Raw genomic sequence first — 15,722 nt, forward strand, 5'->3', positions numbered from 1 at the left:
GGACTCCGTATCAGTTGGTCTTCGGCAGCAGCGGCTCGATCTTCTCCGCGAATCCTTCGACGAGCTTGCAGGCGTTGGCCGTGTCCGACCCCGAAGTCACCAGTACCAGGGCTCGGGACTGCGGTTTTACGTCCAGCCAGATACCGCACTGCCCGGGCGATTGCTGGGGCTCGCGTACTTCAACCGCCGCGCGTTCGTGGACCGTGCCTTCGCTCGCTTGGCTGGGGTTGCTCACGTTGTTCTTGTAACCTCGGCCAGGTTGAAGCGAAAGCGCCAGGTCGATCGGGCTCACGTCGCCTGCCCGCGGCTTGGTTGCGGCGCAACTTTCCTTCGCGTCGGCGACAGTCGGGACCGCAGCCGGAAAACCTTGGCCAGCAAGCGCTTGGTCCAGGAGCGAGCACGGTTTCATGGAGGCGAACGGATCGTCCGGGTCACCTGCGGATGTAGCCGCGCTGGACGGATCGGTACCGGCGGCGGTTGAACTCGGGTTTGCCTGGCCGCCGACCTGACTGGTACACGCGGCCAGGGCCAGCGCCGCACAGACGGCGACGGTCAAGATCGCGGTGATGCGGTGAGAAGTCACTTTTCCTGCAGATTCTTGTTCAGGTCGGCGAACGCCACCGCGTGGGCATCTTCGGTTTCGCGATAGTTCTTTCGTGCGATCACCATCGCCTCACGCGCGTCTTCGACGCCGCGTTTCATAAGGAGGAGGTTGGGAATCAACGCCTGCGGATCGCCGTCGGCCGCAATCGCGTTGAACTCGGCTACGGTCTTAGCGTAAGTGCTGCCGCCCATGCGGGCGGCTCCAGCGAGAACATGCACGTCCCGGAGCATCTTGTCGTAGCCGTCGATGAAGAAGTCGCAAGCTTTGATGTACGCCTGGAAACCTTCCTCGTTGACCGCGAACTGACCGCTCTCCGCGAGCGACTTCAGATGGCTGCCGCCGGTGCTGACCTGCTTGGCGGCGTCGGAATCCGTCGGTCCATCGAGCAGCCCCGACAGGAAGTTCGCCCCCGCGTCCCCAGCCGCGGGTGGGGGTGTGAACGAGCCCGGTGCGCCGAATTGCGAACCGCCCATGACGCCCTCCCCGTCGTCCGGCACCACCCTGCGTGGTCCCTTCGCACTGTACTAGTGACGAACCGGCCGCGTCAGTGGTTCCTGCCACGCTCGTGGAGCCAAGCGCGCAGGTGAGAACCATCCGAAGGGGTGAACGTCACTCGCGTCTCGTCGCCTGGCAGCGACTCGCTGAACATCAGGAACCGGCCGCCGTCGTTGTCGATGAACGTCGTCGTTCCCACCGGCTTCAGCGCTCCCGCGGACCGGACCGACAGCTCCACCGTGCCGTAGCGGTGCAGGGGCCAGGCCGAAAACTCCGCCGCCAGCTCCGCTTCACGCGCTGAACCGGGGGCGATGAACGCCAGCTCCGGCAGCGGCACCGGGGGGTACGCCGGCAGCATGCCGACCAGCAGGTCGACCAGGCGGTCCGGGCGGCTCTGGGCGAACAGGACCTCCTCGCCCGAGCCCGACAGCTCCGAAAACACCCCCAGCCCGTGGCCGATCGCCGCGCGGTAGAAGACCTGGCGGGTGTCCTCCGCCGCGCGGACGATGATCAGCACGTCCGGCTGGGTCCACGCCCTCAGCGTCTGCTCGACCTCGATGTCCAGCTTGTCCGGACCGGCCAGCCCGCGCGCCCGCATCGACTCCCAGGCCGCCGCCGCGATGCGGTCGTGTTCGGCCAGGGTGCGGCCCGCGCTGCGGATTTCGAACGGGTGCCAGTTCGCCGGGAGACCGGTGCGCCGGACCGCGGTGTCGACCTCCGTCAGGCCCAGTGAGAATTCCTCCGGCACGTCCCCGAGCGTAGCGGAATCGCCACCCGCCGCTTCAGATGTCGAGCTGGCGCACGCCCGTCTCGCGCAACGCCACCCGACTGGCCGTCGCCCGTCCGCGCAGGCGGACGATCTCGTGCGGCTGCAGGCCGATCGCGACGCCGAACGCCTCCACGTCCGGGAAGCCGCCCTGGCGACGGCGCAGCTCCAAGGCCGTCGTCACGCGCGACGGCGACAGCCCCGGCAACGTCGCCAGTTCCGGGCCCGAAGCCACGTTCACATCCACCAGCGTGGAAGCCACCGCGGGAGCCGACGTCGGAGCCACCGCGGGAGCCACCGTGGGCGGCGGCGCCAACGCGGGCATCGCGGCCGGGACGTACGCCTCGACGATGTCGTTCTCCCGCAGGTCCCGCGTCGCCAGCGCGACCGTGAACACCCGCGTCCCCGCGCTGTTCCGCACCGCCACCCCGTCCCGTGCCAGCGACAGGATCCGCAGGTCCGCGGAAACGACCGTGCTGCGCTCGTTGAACGTCGTCCCGATCGGCCGCAGCACCCGCGCCGAAGACCCGGCCGTGAACGCCGCGCCGCGCCCCTCCGGCACCTCGACCGCCGCCACGACGGAGCCGTTGCCCAGGTCGGTGACGCCGTGCACCACCACGGCCCCTTCGCGCCACTCCAGGGAGTCGTGCGCGGGCTCCTGGAACGCCACCAGCGCGTCGCCGGCCATGGGCGGCACGTCGCACTGGAAGCCCAGCAACACCGTGCCCGGCCGCCCGGCAGGCAGTTCTTCCACCGGGCCGGGACCGAACAGCCCGAGCACCCGCATCGGCTCGCCGGCCGGACGTCCGCCGCGCGTCAACGCCACCAGTGCCCCGGAACGCAGGACCCCGTCACGGACGACCACCGACGCGTGGAACCCCGTCAGCTGGTCGAAACCCGGCGCGAGCACCGAAGCGAGGCCCTCCTGGCGGCTGGTGTCCGGGCCGACGGCGTCGTCGGTGTACAGCTCCAGCGAGTCGCCCTTCACCAGATCGCGCCGCCCGACCGCGACGAAGACGTCCTTGAGGAACCCGGCGTCCGTGACCGCTTCGACGTCGCTGGAGAAGAACTTCTTCCGCACCATGATCCCGAGGCGCAGGTTGTCCGCGAGGACCCGGTCACCCCGCAGCAGCCGCGCGCGGGCACCGCGGACCGCCCGGCCCGCGCTGACCTGGCCGCCCGGGAGCTCGCCGAGGCCGGGGAGGGTGACGGAGTCGTTGAGCGCCTTGCCGAACTCGATCAGCCCGACCCTGACCTCGGTCACGACGTGGCGGCCAGCGTGACGCTGATCGACTGGTCGGCGTTCACCCGCTCCGACTCCACGACCATCCCGTTCGAAGCCGCGCGCGCCTTCAGTCGCGCGAGCACCGACTGCTGCACCTGGGCGGCGTACGCCTCGTCGACCGACAGCACCAGCCGCTGCGCTTCGGCCTCGGCGAGGCCCGGGCCGTCGACGTGCGCCAGCTGGACGCCTTCGGGACCGTAGACGAACGTGATCCGGCGCCCCTCCCAAGCTGCGACGACGGAGTTGCCGTCGTCGGTGACCTGCGCCCGCAGCCCGGTGAGCGCGCGGGCGAGCAGGTCGCGGTGCCGCATCCGGGTCCGCACGGTGACGACGCCGGGCTGCGCCTGCGCGTGCGCGGCGATCGTCGCGGCGTTGAGCTGGGCCAGTGCTTCGCTGCGCAGCTTCAGCGTGACACTCATCGGTGATCCCCTTCGAGCAGCGCTTCCAGTACTTCGGTGGTGGCGAACCCGTTCACTTCGATCCCGCCGTCCACCCCGATCGTCAGTTCCAAGCGGTTCGGCGTGGTGAAGATCGACTCGTCGTAGCGGTCGGTCAGGAAGTGGAACCGCTGGTTCACCGACCCCACCCACGGCCGCTCGGTCTCCGGCCGGTCCGCCAGGAAAGGCCCGTCCACCAGCAGATCCGTCGAGTCGAGCAGCTTCGACGGCGGCAGGTCCTCGAGGACGTGCCCGGTGAACGTCATCACCGAAAGCCCCGCTTCGCGCACGGCGGAAGCGAAGTGACCCAGCGGTTCGGGCTGGTCGAACGGCTCGCCGCCGAGCAGCGTGACGCCCTCGATCCCGGGAATCGCGAGGACGTGCGAAACCAGGTCCGGCCACGGCGTCAGCGTCCCGCCGCGCGTGGTCCACGTCTGCGGGTTGAAGCAGCCGGGGCAGCGCACCGAGCACCCCTGCGTCCACACCGCGCACCGCACACCGGGACCTTCGGCCGCGGTGACGTCGACGATCCGGTGGAGGTTCAGGAGTTCCATTGCTGCTGCGACGCCGTGTTCTCGGCCTCGGCGGACGTCCGGCGGTAGTCCTCGGTGAACTCCGACGACACCGTTTCCGCGCCGAGCAGGTCCTCGAGCAGCGGGATGTAGTCGAGGCACTTGGACCCGGTCACGCCGTGCGTTTCGGCGCTGATCGAGCCGTCCTTGGCGATGGTGACGGTCACGCGATGCGTCATACGTCGATCGTCCTTCCCCTCGGGGACTCCGGCGGCGGCGCCGCGACGGGAGCGGCGGTGCCGGCCTCGGTGGAGGTGTCCGTCGCTGCGACGGCCCGGGTCTCCGCCCAGTTCCGGATGGCCAGGATCTCGTCGGCCTGGGTGACCGACAGCGGCACGGTCGACTCGACCGCGCGCACGAGGTCGTCACGGCGCAGCGGCCGCTTCTCGGCGAACGCGTCGACCAGCCCGGACAGCACGGCCTGCTCGATCTCGGCGCCGCTGTAGCCCGCGCTGACGTCGGCGAGTTCGGCGAACAGCGCGTCGTCCATCCGCAGCTCACTGGCCACGAACGGGTCGGTGACGCGCTTGGCCAGGTGGATCCGCCAGATCGCGGCGCGCTCGGGCGCCGAGGGCAGGTCGACGAAGAAGATCTCGTCGAACCGGCCCTTGCGCAGGAACTCCGGCGGCAGCGAGCCGACCTGGTTCGCGGTCGCCATCACGAACACCGGCGCCGACTTCTCCTGCATCCAGGACAGGAACGTGCCGAACACGCGCCGCGCGGTGCCGCCGTCGCCCCCGCCGCCGGCGCCCGCGAGGCCCTTTTCGATCTCGTCGACCCACAGCACGCAGGGCGCGATGCCTTCCGCGGTGCGGATGACCGTGCGGATGTTCTTCTCGCTCGAGCCGACCAGCCCGGCGAAGACGCGCCCGAGGTCCAGCCGCAGCAGCGGCAGCCGCCACATGTTCGCGACGCAGACCGCGGACAGGCTCTTGCCGCAGCCGGGGACGCCGGTGAGCAGCAGCCCCTTCGGCGCCGCGAGGTTGTACGCCGACGCGGCGGGCGTCCAGGTGCCGGTGCGCTTGGTCAGCCAGCGCTTGAGCCGGTCCAGCCCGCCGACGGCGTCGAAGCTCGTCTCCGCGGGGACGATGTCGAGCATCCCGGACCGGCGGACGGCCTGGCGCTTCTCGGCGAGGATCAGCTCGAGGTCGCTGGGGTCGAGCCCGCCGCCTTCGACCAGGGCCCTGGCGAACGCGTTCTCGGCTTCCGGCAGCGTCAGCCCGCGCGCCGCGGCGACGATCATGTCCCGGTCGTCGCGGTCGATGCTGATCCGGACGTTCTGCCGGTGCGCGGCGACCATGCTGTCGAGCAGCTCGCCGATCTGGCGCTGGTCGGGCAGCGGGAAGTCGACGACGGTCGCGTCGTGCTCCAGCTCCGGCGGCACCGGCAGGGACGGCGACACGAGGATCAGGCTCAGCGGCACCGGACGCGTCTTGAACGCGGCGGCGAGCTCACGCAGCCGCCGGACGACGTCGGGATCGGGCCGGTGCCCGCCTTCGGACACCAGCGACGGGTGCAGGTCGGCGAAGACGAAGACGGCGGGCTCGCCCCAGCCGTAGATCCGCTCGAGCGCGGCGGCCGCGGTACGGGTGTCGCTGATCGGCGGGCCGCCCGCGGGCGCGAGCCCGGTGGTCGACGACCAGACGTACACCCGCCGCGGCGTGCGAAGGCGCTGCTGGTCCTCCGCGACCGCGCGGATCTCCCGCAGCACCCGCTGCTCTTCGTGCGTCTCGACGACCAGCAGCGGGTAGCGCGCCTGCAGCAACTGGGTCAGCTCGTCGCGAAACCCCTGGCCGGCCATCGATCGCCCCCTCGAAGTCCGTCCGGACCCTACCAGTCACGCGCCGACGAGAAGGACCTCGTAGGTCGGGCTGGTGGGCGGGTAACCGCTGAAGATGTGGGAGTTGACGACGGCGAGCCGGTCGCCGATCTTCGCCGCCGAAACCGGCTGGTCGAACCGCGGATCGGTGATCGTCCCGGCCGCGGTGCCGTGGCTCAGGTCGCCGTCGAGGCACCACCGGCTGATCGTGTCGTCGAGCTGCACCGCCCAGAGCCGGCGGCCTTCCAGCACGAGACTGGCGACGCTCGGCGCGTTCACCCCCGCGATCTCCGCGCTGACCCCGGTGACCGGGTCGATCCGGTACACCTTGCCGGGCGTCGTGGCGGCCACGAGCAGGGTGTCGCCGGACGGCGTGGCGATGATGTCGTTCATGAAGAAGGTGTCGGGGGAGCCGCCCGCCCCTGGTCCGCTCAGCTGGAGGGTGCGCGGCGTGCCGAGCACGCCGGACACGTTCGGCACGAAGAACAGCTGCGGGTGGTAGGAGTCGGTGAACCAGGCGCCGTACGGGGTCACGGCCACGTCGTTGACGTAGGACGTCTGCGGGTCGCCGAAGGTGAAGTCCGCGACCTTCGCCTTGGTGCGCACGTTGTAGACGTAGGCCTTGCCGCCCTTCCCTCCGGCGACGAACAGCAGGTCGTGCCGCCGGTCCAGGTCCACCCCGGCCGCCATCGCCCCGGGTGGCGCCTCGATGAAGCGCTCGGCGGTGCCGCGCTTGACGTCCTCGCGGAAGATCGTGCCGGCGATGAGGTCGCCGGTGTAGTAGGTGCCGCCGCCGGCCGGGGTGATCCCTTCGGCGGACGTGGCACCGGGCAGCACGATCACGCTGGTCGCGGCCGACGCCGGTGCGGCGGGCGCGAGCACCAGGATCGCCGCGGCCAAAGCCAGGATTCTTCGCATCGGGTTCCCTCCCTCTTCCGAGCGAAATCCTGCCACCGATCGGGGCCGCCGTAACGGTATTTCCCGGCGACTGGCTACCGGGTACGGCGGTTCTTAGACTCGGCGCCAGTCACCGCCGACTTCAGGAGGCACCATGCCTGACGCGCCCGCACTGCCGAGCTACGCCTCGGGAACGTCCGAGGTCCCGCTGCTGGGAGACACCATCGGGGACAACTTCGACCGGACGGTGGCCGCCTTCGGGGACCGCGACGCTCTGGTCGACCGGACGGCCGGGCGCCGGTGGACCTACCGCGAACTGGCCGCCGAGGTCGACGCGCTGGCGTTGGGGCTGGTCGCGCAGGGCATCGGCAAGGGCGACCGGGTGGGGATCTGGTCGCCGAACCGGGCGGAGTGGACGTTCCTGCAGTACGCGACGGCGAAGATCGGCGCGATCCTGGTCAACATCAACCCCGCCTACCGCTCGCACGAGCTGGAGTACGTCCTCAACCAGGCCGGGATCCGGCTGCTGGTCGCCTCGGACAAGTTCAAAACCTCCGACTACCCCGCGATGGTCGAGGAGGTGCGGGAGAAGTGCGCCGCGCTGGAGCACGTCGTGATCCTGGGCAGCGACACCTGGCAGGCGTTGATGACCGCCGGTGGGGACCCGGGTCAGCTGAAGCATCTGCAGGCGGGGTTGTCGGCGGATGACCCGATCAACATCCAGTACACCTCCGGCACCACGGGCTTCCCCAAGGGTGCCACGCTCAGCCACCACAACATCCTCAACAACGGTTTCTTCGTCGGGGAGCTGTGCAACTACACCGAAGCGGACCGGGTCTGCATCCCGGTGCCGTTCTACCACTGCTTCGGGATGGTGATGGGCAACCTGGCCTGCACCAGCCACGGCGCCTGCATGGTCATCCCCGCACCCGCATTCGACCCGAAAGCGACCTTGGAAGCGGTGGCGGCGGAGCGGTGCACCTCGCTGTATGGGGTGCCGACGATGTTCATCGCCGAGCTGAACCACCCGGACTTCGCCAGCTTCGATTTGTCGTCGCTGCGGACGGGGATCATGGCGGGGTCGCCGTGTCCGGTGGAGGTGATGAAGCAGGTCATCGACCGGATGGGCATGGGCGAGGTGTCGATCTGCTACGGCATGACCGAGACGTCGCCGGTGTCGACGCAGACCCGCGCCGACGACTCGATCGAACGCCGCGTGTCCACGGTGGGGCGGGTGGGGCCGCACCTGGAGGTCAAGGTCGTGGACCCGGAGACGGGGTTGACGGTGCCGCGCGGCGAGCCGGGTGAGCTGTGCACGCGTGGCTATTCGGTGATGCTCGGGTATTGGGAGCAGCCGGACAAAACCGCCGAGGCGATCGACGCGGCACGCTGGATGCACACCGGCGACTTGGCGGTGATGGACGGTGACGGGTACCTCAACATCACCGGCCGGATCAAGGACATGGTCATCCGGGGTGGGGAGAACCTGTATCCGCGGGAGATCGAGGAGTTCCTCTACACCCACCCGGACATCCTCGACGCCCAGGTGATCGGGGTCCCGGACGAGAAGTACGGCGAGGAGCTGATGGCCTGGATCCAGATGCGCGAAGGCGCAGAGCCGTTGACCGCGGAGAAGGTCCGCGAGTTCTGTGAAGGCAAACTGGCCCGCTACAAGATTCCCCGCTACGTCCAGCTGGTCAAGGAGTTCCCGATGACGGTGACGGGAAAAGTCCGCAAGGTCGAGATGCGGGAGAAGTCGATCACCCTCCTCGGTTTGGAGAATGCTGCGGCGACCAAGCACGCCTAAACCACTCGGGACGTCCGCGCGTTGGCCCTTCGCGACTGTGCGAAGGGAGGGCAAGTGATGATCCTCAGCTGGGATTGGTGAGCTGCTGAACCCACGAGCGGTGGGGTGGGACACAAGGTTCGTACGCATGAAGGGCCGGGACGTCGGGCAACCCGCCGTTGGGACGCCACGGCGTCCCGGTCCGAAAACCCTATGCAGTCAACCAAAAGGGGATGTTTTCATGCGTACGATCCGCCGCACCATGGCCGCCGGGGCCCTGGCGCTGCCGCTGACGCTCGGCGCCGCCGGAATCGCTTCGGCCGACAGCTTCGGCAGCACCCAGGTCCAGGCCGGTCCGGACGGCGCAGCGACGCACTCGGTGCAGTCCGGCACCCACCGCGGGGGGAGCACCTTCCACGAGAACTCCACGGCCGCGGGCCCGGACGGCGTCGCGACCAGCGACAAGGCCGCGTCGGCCGACCGGCACGGCGGCAGCCAGTACCGCGAGAACGCGGGCACCGCGTCCAAGGACGGCGTGGCCACGCAGGACACCTCGGCTCGGACCGACCGTGACGGCGGTTCGCAGTACCGGCAGCACACCGGCTGGGCGGGCCAGGACGGCGCCGGCTCGAGCGACACCCACGCGAACACCGGCGACCACGACCGGGGCAGCGCGGGCGTTCTGAGCGGCACCCTGGACGCGATCGGCCTCTGATCCGCGGAAAATTCGTGAAGGCCACCTTGTGGAACCACAAGGTGGCCTTCACACACGCGCGTCACCCGACCGCGGCGGCCGCCTCGGCGATCGCCTTGGCGTCTTCCTCGCCGAACGTTTCCTCCAGGTGCTCCGGCGAGTAGTCCAGGTCGATCTGCTCCACCGGCATCCCGCGCGCCGACTCGATCGCGCCCAGCCGGCGCTGGGCCCGGTCCGCCGCGTACTGGATGATCTCCTGCGGGTCGTTGTCGAACGGCAGTTCCTCGAACTGGTCCTGCACCCACTGGATCATGTTGAGCGCGTGGGGAAGCAGCTCGCCCATCCGCTGTTGCACCGCGTCCCACAGCGAGTCGTCCGCCGCGACGTGACGGCGGCACGTGAACGTGCCCCACGCCATGTGGCGGCGCTCGTCGTCGCCGATGCGGCGGACGAGTTCCTGCATGCCCGGCAGGATGTCGTGCTGGGTGCAGATCAGCTGCCACGAGTAGTAGCCGGTCAGCGCGAGGCTGCCTTCGATCACGTGGTTGTACGTCACGCTCGCGCGGATCTGGTTGAGCGGGCTGGGATCGTCCTCCAGCGCGCGCAGCGACTGCGGGAGTTCCTCGTAGAACAGCTTGCGGTAGTGCGGGTTCTCGGCGACGTAGGGGTGGAGGTCGGCCGTCAGCCCGACGGCGTCCATCCACCGCCGGAACACTTCCGTGTGCTTGGCCTCCTCGAAGCAGAACTGCGTCAGGTACATCTCGTCGCCGAACCGGCCGGTCGCCGACATCGCGCGCATGAACGGCTGGATGTCCTCGGTGACGGCTTCTTCGCCGGCGATGAACTGCGCGACCAGGTACGTCGTGCTTCGCTGCTGCTCCGGGTTGAGCGTGTCCCAGCCTTCGCGTTCGCGGCTGAAGTCGATGTCGGCGGGGTTCCAGAACTTCTTGTTGCCCTTGACGAACAGCCGCAGCGGGAAGGAGTCCCAGTTGAGCCCGCCCTTGCGCAGCGAGGAAAAGCCGGTCCGCAGCTCGGGCAGCGTGTCGGTCATCGTGTCACTCCATTGTGGACGAATTGGCGGATGGCGGGGGCCAGCACGGCGGTGACGGCGTCGGCCGCCTCCGTCGCGGAGTGCGTCGGGAGCACCAGGTGCGACAGCGAAAGCCGCACGACGGTCTCCGCGAGCAGGGCCGCGGCTTCGGCCGACAGGCCTGGTTCGAATTCCCGGTACTGCTCGGCGGCGAGGTCCGCGGCCGCGGTCAGGATCGGCTCGCCCCGGCTCGTGAGCAGCGGCAGCAGGTCCTCGCCCGCTTCGGTGCCGAGCGCCGCCGCGACCAGGCGGTTCTCCCGCGCGTGCTCGATCGTGTAGACGACGGCGTGGTGGATGCCCGTGAGCAGCCCGTCCGCCGTTTCGAACCGCTGCCGGATCCCGTCGAGGAACTCCGCCGCGGTGCGCAGCGCCACCGCCTGGGTCAGCGCCGCCTTGTTGCCGAACTCGTTGTAGACGGTCTGCCTGCTCACGCCGGCGCGCGCCGCCACGTCGGCCATCCGCAGGCCCGCGTGACCGCGGTCCGGCAGCATCTCGGCGGCGGCGTCCAACAGTGCTTCCCGCAGGGACGCCTTCGTCCGGTCAGTGAAGCTGGTCACACCCTCACCTTGACACAGATAACCCCGCTGTCAAGACGCTGTACATGATCAGCTGACGTGTAAAACTGTCGGTGGTCGCCAGTACCGTGTGGACCGTGGGCATCACGGTGGGGTTCGACCTCGACATGACACTGATCGACGCGCGGCCGGGCATGGCCGCGGCGATGAACGCGCTCGGCGCCGAATCCGGCCTGCCGCTGGACGGTGACGCGTTCGCGGCCAACCTCGGCCCGCCCCTCGACGACATCCTGCGCGGCTTCGAAGCCCCGGAGGAGCGCATCCCCGGGCTCGTCGACCGGTTCCGCGCGCTCTACCCCGACATGGTCGTGCCGAGCACGGTCGCGCTGCCGGGCGCGGTCGAGTCACTGCGCGCGGTGCACCGGGCCGGCGGCCGCACGCTCGTCGTCACCGGCAAGTACGGGCCCAACGCGCAGCTGCACGTCGACGCGCTCGGGCTGGAGGTCGACGAGGTCGTCGGCGAGCTGTGGTCCACGCGGAAGGCCGAGGCGCTCCTGGCGCACGACGCCCGCGTGTATGTCGGAGATCACGCGGGCGACATCCGGGGGGCGCTGGCCGCCGGCGCGATCGCGGTCGGCGTCACGACGGGTCCGTGCGATCGCACGCTCCTGCTGAGCGAAGGAGCGGAGGTGGTGTTCGAGTCGCTGACGGAGTTCCCGGACTGGTTCGAGAAGACGTTCGCAGCGGTGCCCTAGTTCTTGGCGCGTGCCTCGCGGACCAGCGCGATCAGGCCCAGCAGCAGCCCGAGCGGGGTGACGACACCGGCGCCGACGGAAAGCCAGATCGGCAGGTTCTCCAAGCCGGCGGCGAACATGATGAACACGGCGAGCACGGCCAGCATGCCGATGCCGAACAAGCCGATGCCGAGGCGCATCAGGAACGGTTTGCCGGGGGTAGCCACCGCGGCCTCCTTCGACGTGGTCTTCATGACGCAGAGGGTATCCGCCGGTATCGACTTCTCCCCAGGGCATGTGGCGAGATACCCTTTACCCAGCGCGCCCTGGGTACGCCCCCGGGCGCGTTCGTCGTGAGCGGGACACAGAAGGACTGGTGAGGGAAGTGCCGACCGGCAAGGTCAAGTGGTACGACGCGGAGAAGGGGTTCGGGTTCGTCACGCAGGACGGTGGCGCCGACGTCTACATCCGCAAGGCCGCGCTGCCGCAGGGCGTCGAGGGGCTCAAGGCCGGCCAGCGGCTGGAGTTCGGCGTCGCCGACGGCCGTCGCGGTCCGCAAGCGCTCTCCGTCCGGTTGCTCGACCCGCCGCCGTCGGTCGCCGAGGCCCGTCGCCGCCCGGCCGAGGAACTGCACGGCCTGATCGAGGACATGATCAAGCTCCTCGAGCTGAAGGTGCAGCCGGACCTGCGGCGCAACCGCTACCCGGACCGCAAGCACACCAAGCAGATCGGCGAGATCATGCGCGCGGTGGCGCGGGACCTGGACCCCTAAGCCTCCAGGCGCAGGCCCCACACGTCGCTGGGCAGCAGCCCGGACTCACCGGTGCTGGAGTTCAGCACGGCCGTGTACTTCTGCACGTCGACCGCCGAGATGCGGTCGGCGGGCGTCGGCGGCGTGACCGTGTACGCGTAGCGGTCCAGCGACGTGAAGGGAATCGGGTCGCTCTGCTTGTACTCGCCCTGCGGGGTGACGTACTCGTAGACGATCTGCCAGGGCGCGTCCGCGACCTCGCCGGGCACGGAGATCTGCACGGGCTTGCCCGGGCGGACCTTCAGCGTCTTCGTGTCGCCCTTGGCGCTGCACGGCTGGGCGAGCTGCTGCGAGTAGTCGCAGGAGAGCACCGGCGCGGTGTTGATCGTGTGGCCGTCGGCGTAGAACGTGACCTCGGCCGGGCCGGGTGCCGAGCAGCCGGCCACCGCGAACCCACCGGCCGCAAGCAGGGCCACCACCCGGGAACGTCGCATGGCCGGAGCCTACCGGCGGGGCGCCGGGTCCCTGGGCAGGCCCTGGGCCGGGAAGCTGCCGGTCGGCTCGGGGCGCAGCGGCCGGTCGCCGCCGAGGCCCGGCACGAGCGAGCCGCCGCGGCGCACGAGGTACGTCTGGGTCAGGCCGACCGCCAGCACGACCGTGATGACCAGGAAGCCGATCCAGTACGTCGGCGGCAGCAGCAGGCCCGCGCCGCCGCCGAGGCACCAGGCCAGCTGCAGCACGGTCTCGGAGCGGCCGAACGCCGACGCGCGCGACTCCTCCGGCAGGTCTTCCTGGATGACGGCGTCGAGGCTGATCTTCGCGAGCGCGCTGGCCGTCGCGCCGACCAGGCCGACGATCGCGGCCGTGGCCAGGCCGGGCAGGATCGTCGCGACCAGCGCGGCCAGCACGCAGCCCGCCACGCAGCCGACGATCACCTGGTCCGGGCTGCCGAAGTGCAGGCGCGAGCCCAGCGCGTTGCCGAGGAAGCCGCCGGCCCCCGCCGCGGCGCCGATCACGCCGAGCAGCAGCAGCTGCATGAACGGCGTCTGCCCGGTGCCTTCGGTCTGCGCCTTGACCGCGAACGCGGCGAACATCATGAGGAAGCCGGTGAGCACGCGCACCGAGCCGTTGCCCCACAGCGCGACGACGATGTGGCGCCCCATCGGCTGGCGGCGTTTCTTCTCGGTCGGGTGCGCCGAAAGCGACGTCGGGACCTCGCCCTCGGTCGCCTCCACCCAGGCCGGGATCCGCATCGACTGCACGGCGGCCGCGACGCAGATCAGCGCCGTGAACCACAGCGCGCCCGCCGAGCCGGAGATCGCGTTGATGCCGCTGGCCAGCGCGCCGAACGCGCCCGCGGCGACCAGGCCGAACGTCGTCAGCCGGGCGTTGGTCTTCGAAAGCGTGATCTCGGACGGCAGCACCCGGGGCGTCACCGCGGCCTTGAGCACGGTGAACGACTTCGAGAGCACCATCATCCCGAGCGCGGCCGGGTAGAGCAGCCAGTCGTCGAAGTGCAGCGCCATCACCACGGCCATCAGGCCCTGGCCGACCGAAGACGCGCACATCGCGAGCCGCCGGCCGCGCTGCACCTTGTCGAGCGCCGGGCCGATCACCGGCGCGACCAGCGCGAACGGCGCGATCGTGATGAGCAGGTAGAGCGCCACCTTGCCCTTGCTCTCGCCGCTGGTCGCGGCGAAGAAGAGGGTGTTGGCCAGCGCGATCGCCATCGCCGCGTCGCTGGCGTAGTTCAGCATCACGGCGTAGGTCAGCGAGGTGAGACCGGACTTCTCGGCGCCGTCGGCCTTCGTCGCGCGCTGGAAGGCGCCGACGGCCTGGCCGGTCAGCTGGCGGCTGCGCATCGCCGCCACGCGCGTGACGGTGATCTTCTTCGGCAGCTTCGGCGTGCCGCCGGGCGTCCGCGGTTCTTCGCGCGGCGGCAGCGGTTCGGCCTCCGGCGGCCGCGGCTCGCCGGCGTAGCCACCGGTGTCGTAGTGCTCGTACTCGCCGCTGCCGGGGTGCCGGTCGCCCTGGTAGAAGCCGCCGGGTTCACGGCGGACGGGCTCGGTGCGGTGCGGGTCGTGCGGCGGGTACGGCCGCGCCCCGCGTGGCGGCGGCGGCCGGTGCCCCATCGGCGCGGCGGCGGTCGGTGCCTCGTTCGCGTCCGGCGCGCCGTAGTACGCGCCGCGCGGAGGCGGCGGGGGCGCGGGCCGTTCGGCGCGGGTGGGCGGCGGCGCGCTGCGGTGCTCGACGCGGGTGTGCTCCGCGGGGCCGGCCGGCGGCGGGCCCGGGCGCTCGACGCGGGTGGGCTGCGGGTTGCGGGCGGCCTCGCGCCAGTTGCGCGCTTCCGCCGCACCCGGCTCCGGCGTCCAGCGTCGCTTCGACTTGCGGCCGCGCGATCGCGAGCCGGAGCCGTCGGAGCGGGAGCCGAAGAGTGCCACGTGTCAATCCTGCCTTACCGGGGGTCGGTTCCGCCTGCTCATCCGTGCTTTGCGGGCGAGACCGGGACGAACCTCACCCGGAACGTGACCGGCCACTGCTTCCCGGTGAGCAGGAAATCGCCGGTCCCCGGGACGGCGGCGATGCCGTTGAGCACGGCTTCGGCGTCCGTCGGGTTCACCTTGGCACGCAGCTGACCTGCGTCGATCGCGCCGGTGACGTGCCCGGTGGCGGCGTCGACCCGCAGGATCGTGTCGGTGTGCCAAACGTTTGCGTAGACGTCGCCGCCGACGCACTCGAGTTCGTTGAGCTGGTCGCGCCCGACGTCGACGCTCCCGGTCACGGCGAAGGTCTTCGGATCGCGGAAGGTGAGCCGCGAGGAACCGTCGCTCATGACGAGCCGCCCGTCGGCTTGGTGGCACAGACCCCAGCCTTCGCCCTGGTAGGGCACCCGGCGCAGCTCGGCGAGAGTCTTGGAGTCGCGTTCGATGGCGACGCCGTCCTGCCAGGTGAGCTGCCAGAGCGTCGGCCCGAGCACGGTGACGCCCTCGCCGAACAGCGGCGAAGGCAGCGTGGCCGTCGTGGTGGGTGGCCCGCCGGCCGGCCCGGCGGTGAGCATCGACTGGCCGGCGAGACCGGTGCTCTCGTACAGCGTGTCGCCGGCGAACTCGAGCCCTTCGGTGAACGCGACGGGGTCGTGCGCCAAGGTCGAGACCACCTCGACGGTGAGCTGTTCCGGGCCGGGTCGTTGTTCGGGGGCACCGGCACAGCCACCGAGTGCGGCGGCCAGCAGCAGCGTGGTGAGGATCGGCGTGCGCACGTTGAACAGCCTGGCACG

General features: G+C 70.5%; 19 protein-coding genes. 4 read left to right on the plus strand and 15 right to left on the minus strand.

Features of this window, described 5'->3' with window-relative positions; all coding sequences use genetic code 11:
• Window positions 1-10: 10 nt before the first annotated feature.
• The 9 genes from H4696_RS38300 to H4696_RS38340 are packed head-to-tail and all read right to left on the minus strand — an operon-like array spanning window position 11 to window position 6,896.
• Entirely contained in the window at window positions 11-556 is a 546-nt protein-coding gene (locus tag H4696_RS38300) for a DUF3558 family protein (protein WP_158104320.1), read from the minus strand.
• 23 nt (window positions 557-579) lie between these two features.
• Complete coding sequence (locus H4696_RS38305) at window positions 580-1,104, minus strand: hypothetical protein (RefSeq protein ID WP_249027011.1); 525 nt, start codon at window positions 1,102-1,104, stop codon at window positions 580-582.
• A 44-nt stretch (window positions 1,105-1,148) separates the two neighbouring features.
• The gene (locus H4696_RS38310) at window positions 1,149-1,847 is read right to left on the minus strand and encodes an ESX secretion-associated protein EspG (RefSeq protein WP_249027010.1); all 699 of its coding nucleotides are present in this window, start codon (window positions 1,845-1,847) and stop codon (window positions 1,149-1,151) included.
• Window positions 1,848-1,881: 34 nt separating this feature from the next.
• A complete protein-coding gene (locus tag H4696_RS38315; protein WP_086860832.1) occupies window positions 1,882-3,129 on the minus strand; it encodes a ComEA family DNA-binding protein in 1,248 nt (415 codons plus the stop codon).
• Entirely contained in the window at window positions 3,126-3,569 is a 444-nt protein-coding gene (locus tag H4696_RS38320; protein WP_086860830.1) for a hypothetical protein, read from the minus strand. Before H4696_RS38320 ends, H4696_RS38315 begins: the two co-directional genes overlap by 4 nt.
• A complete protein-coding gene (locus H4696_RS38325) occupies window positions 3,566-4,141 on the minus strand; it encodes a 4Fe-4S single cluster domain-containing protein (protein WP_086860828.1) in 576 nt (191 codons plus the stop codon). Before H4696_RS38325 ends, H4696_RS38320 begins: the two co-directional genes overlap by 4 nt.
• Window positions 4,129-4,338 (minus strand): DUF2997 domain-containing protein, encoded by a 210-nt coding sequence (locus tag H4696_RS38330; RefSeq protein ID WP_086860826.1) that lies wholly within the window; start codon window positions 4,336-4,338, stop codon window positions 4,129-4,131. The genes H4696_RS38325 and H4696_RS38330 overlap by 13 nt, the downstream gene beginning before the upstream one ends.
• Window positions 4,335-5,960: an AAA family ATPase gene (locus tag H4696_RS38335; protein WP_192782767.1), complete on the minus strand. Its 1,626-nt coding sequence runs from the start codon at window positions 5,958-5,960 to the stop codon at window positions 4,335-4,337. Before H4696_RS38335 ends, H4696_RS38330 begins: the two co-directional genes overlap by 4 nt.
• A gap of 36 nt (window positions 5,961-5,996) precedes the next feature.
• Window positions 5,997-6,896: an SMP-30/gluconolactonase/LRE family protein gene (locus H4696_RS38340; RefSeq protein ID WP_086864677.1), complete on the minus strand. Its 900-nt coding sequence runs from the start codon at window positions 6,894-6,896 to the stop codon at window positions 5,997-5,999.
• A gap of 133 nt (window positions 6,897-7,029) precedes the next feature.
• Here H4696_RS38340 and H4696_RS38345 point away from each other — a divergent pair, with 133 nt between their 5' ends.
• Both H4696_RS38345 and H4696_RS38350 read left to right on the plus strand, forming a co-directional pair.
• Complete coding sequence (locus H4696_RS38345) at window positions 7,030-8,682, plus strand: AMP-binding protein (protein WP_086864678.1); 1,653 nt, start codon at window positions 7,030-7,032, stop codon at window positions 8,680-8,682.
• Window positions 8,683-8,902: 220 nt separating this feature from the next.
• Window positions 8,903-9,376, plus strand: a complete 474-nt coding sequence (locus H4696_RS38350) for a hypothetical protein (protein WP_086864679.1) — start codon at window positions 8,903-8,905, stop codon at window positions 9,374-9,376.
• A gap of 61 nt (window positions 9,377-9,437) precedes the next feature.
• Here H4696_RS38350 and H4696_RS38355 read toward each other — a convergent pair whose 3' ends face one another.
• Complete coding sequence (locus tag H4696_RS38355; RefSeq protein WP_086864680.1) at window positions 9,438-10,406, minus strand: R2-like ligand-binding oxidase; 969 nt, start codon at window positions 10,404-10,406, stop codon at window positions 9,438-9,440.
• Window positions 10,403-11,002 (minus strand): TetR/AcrR family transcriptional regulator, encoded by a 600-nt coding sequence (locus tag H4696_RS38360; RefSeq protein ID WP_086864681.1) that lies wholly within the window; start codon window positions 11,000-11,002, stop codon window positions 10,403-10,405. Before H4696_RS38360 ends, H4696_RS38355 begins: the two co-directional genes overlap by 4 nt.
• 95 nt (window positions 11,003-11,097) lie before the next feature.
• Here H4696_RS38360 and H4696_RS38365 point away from each other — a divergent pair, with 95 nt between their 5' ends.
• A complete protein-coding gene (locus H4696_RS38365; RefSeq protein ID WP_192782768.1) occupies window positions 11,098-11,715 on the plus strand; it encodes an HAD family hydrolase in 618 nt (205 codons plus the stop codon).
• Here the strand turns inward: H4696_RS38365 and H4696_RS38370 are convergent.
• Window positions 11,712-11,948, minus strand: a complete 237-nt coding sequence (locus H4696_RS38370; protein WP_169735041.1) for a hypothetical protein — start codon at window positions 11,946-11,948, stop codon at window positions 11,712-11,714. The genes H4696_RS38365 and H4696_RS38370 overlap by 4 nt on opposite strands.
• A gap of 131 nt (window positions 11,949-12,079) precedes the next feature.
• On the opposite strand from H4696_RS38370, the gene H4696_RS38375 reads away from it, so the two are divergent.
• Window positions 12,080-12,466, plus strand: a complete 387-nt coding sequence (locus H4696_RS38375) for a cold-shock protein (RefSeq protein WP_086861937.1) — start codon at window positions 12,080-12,082, stop codon at window positions 12,464-12,466.
• Here the strand turns inward: H4696_RS38375 and H4696_RS38380 are convergent.
• The 3 genes from H4696_RS38380 to H4696_RS38390 are packed head-to-tail and all read right to left on the minus strand — an operon-like array spanning window position 12,463 to window position 15,704.
• Complete coding sequence (locus tag H4696_RS38380; protein WP_086861936.1) at window positions 12,463-12,939, minus strand: DUF2771 family protein; 477 nt, start codon at window positions 12,937-12,939, stop codon at window positions 12,463-12,465. The genes H4696_RS38375 and H4696_RS38380 overlap by 4 nt on opposite strands.
• 9 nt (window positions 12,940-12,948) lie before the next feature.
• A complete protein-coding gene (locus H4696_RS38385) occupies window positions 12,949-14,886 on the minus strand; it encodes an MFS transporter (RefSeq protein WP_192782769.1) in 1,938 nt (645 codons plus the stop codon).
• Between the two features lie 38 nt (window positions 14,887-14,924).
• Window positions 14,925-15,704, minus strand: coding sequence for a glutaminyl-peptide cyclotransferase (locus tag H4696_RS38390; protein WP_086861490.1), 780 nt, complete (start codon window positions 15,702-15,704; stop codon window positions 14,925-14,927).
• Window positions 15,705-15,722: the final 18 nt, after the last annotated feature.

It is taken from the genome of Amycolatopsis lexingtonensis (assembly GCF_014873755.1).
Taxonomy (GTDB): Bacteria; Actinomycetota; Actinomycetes; order Mycobacteriales; family Pseudonocardiaceae; genus Amycolatopsis; species Amycolatopsis lexingtonensis.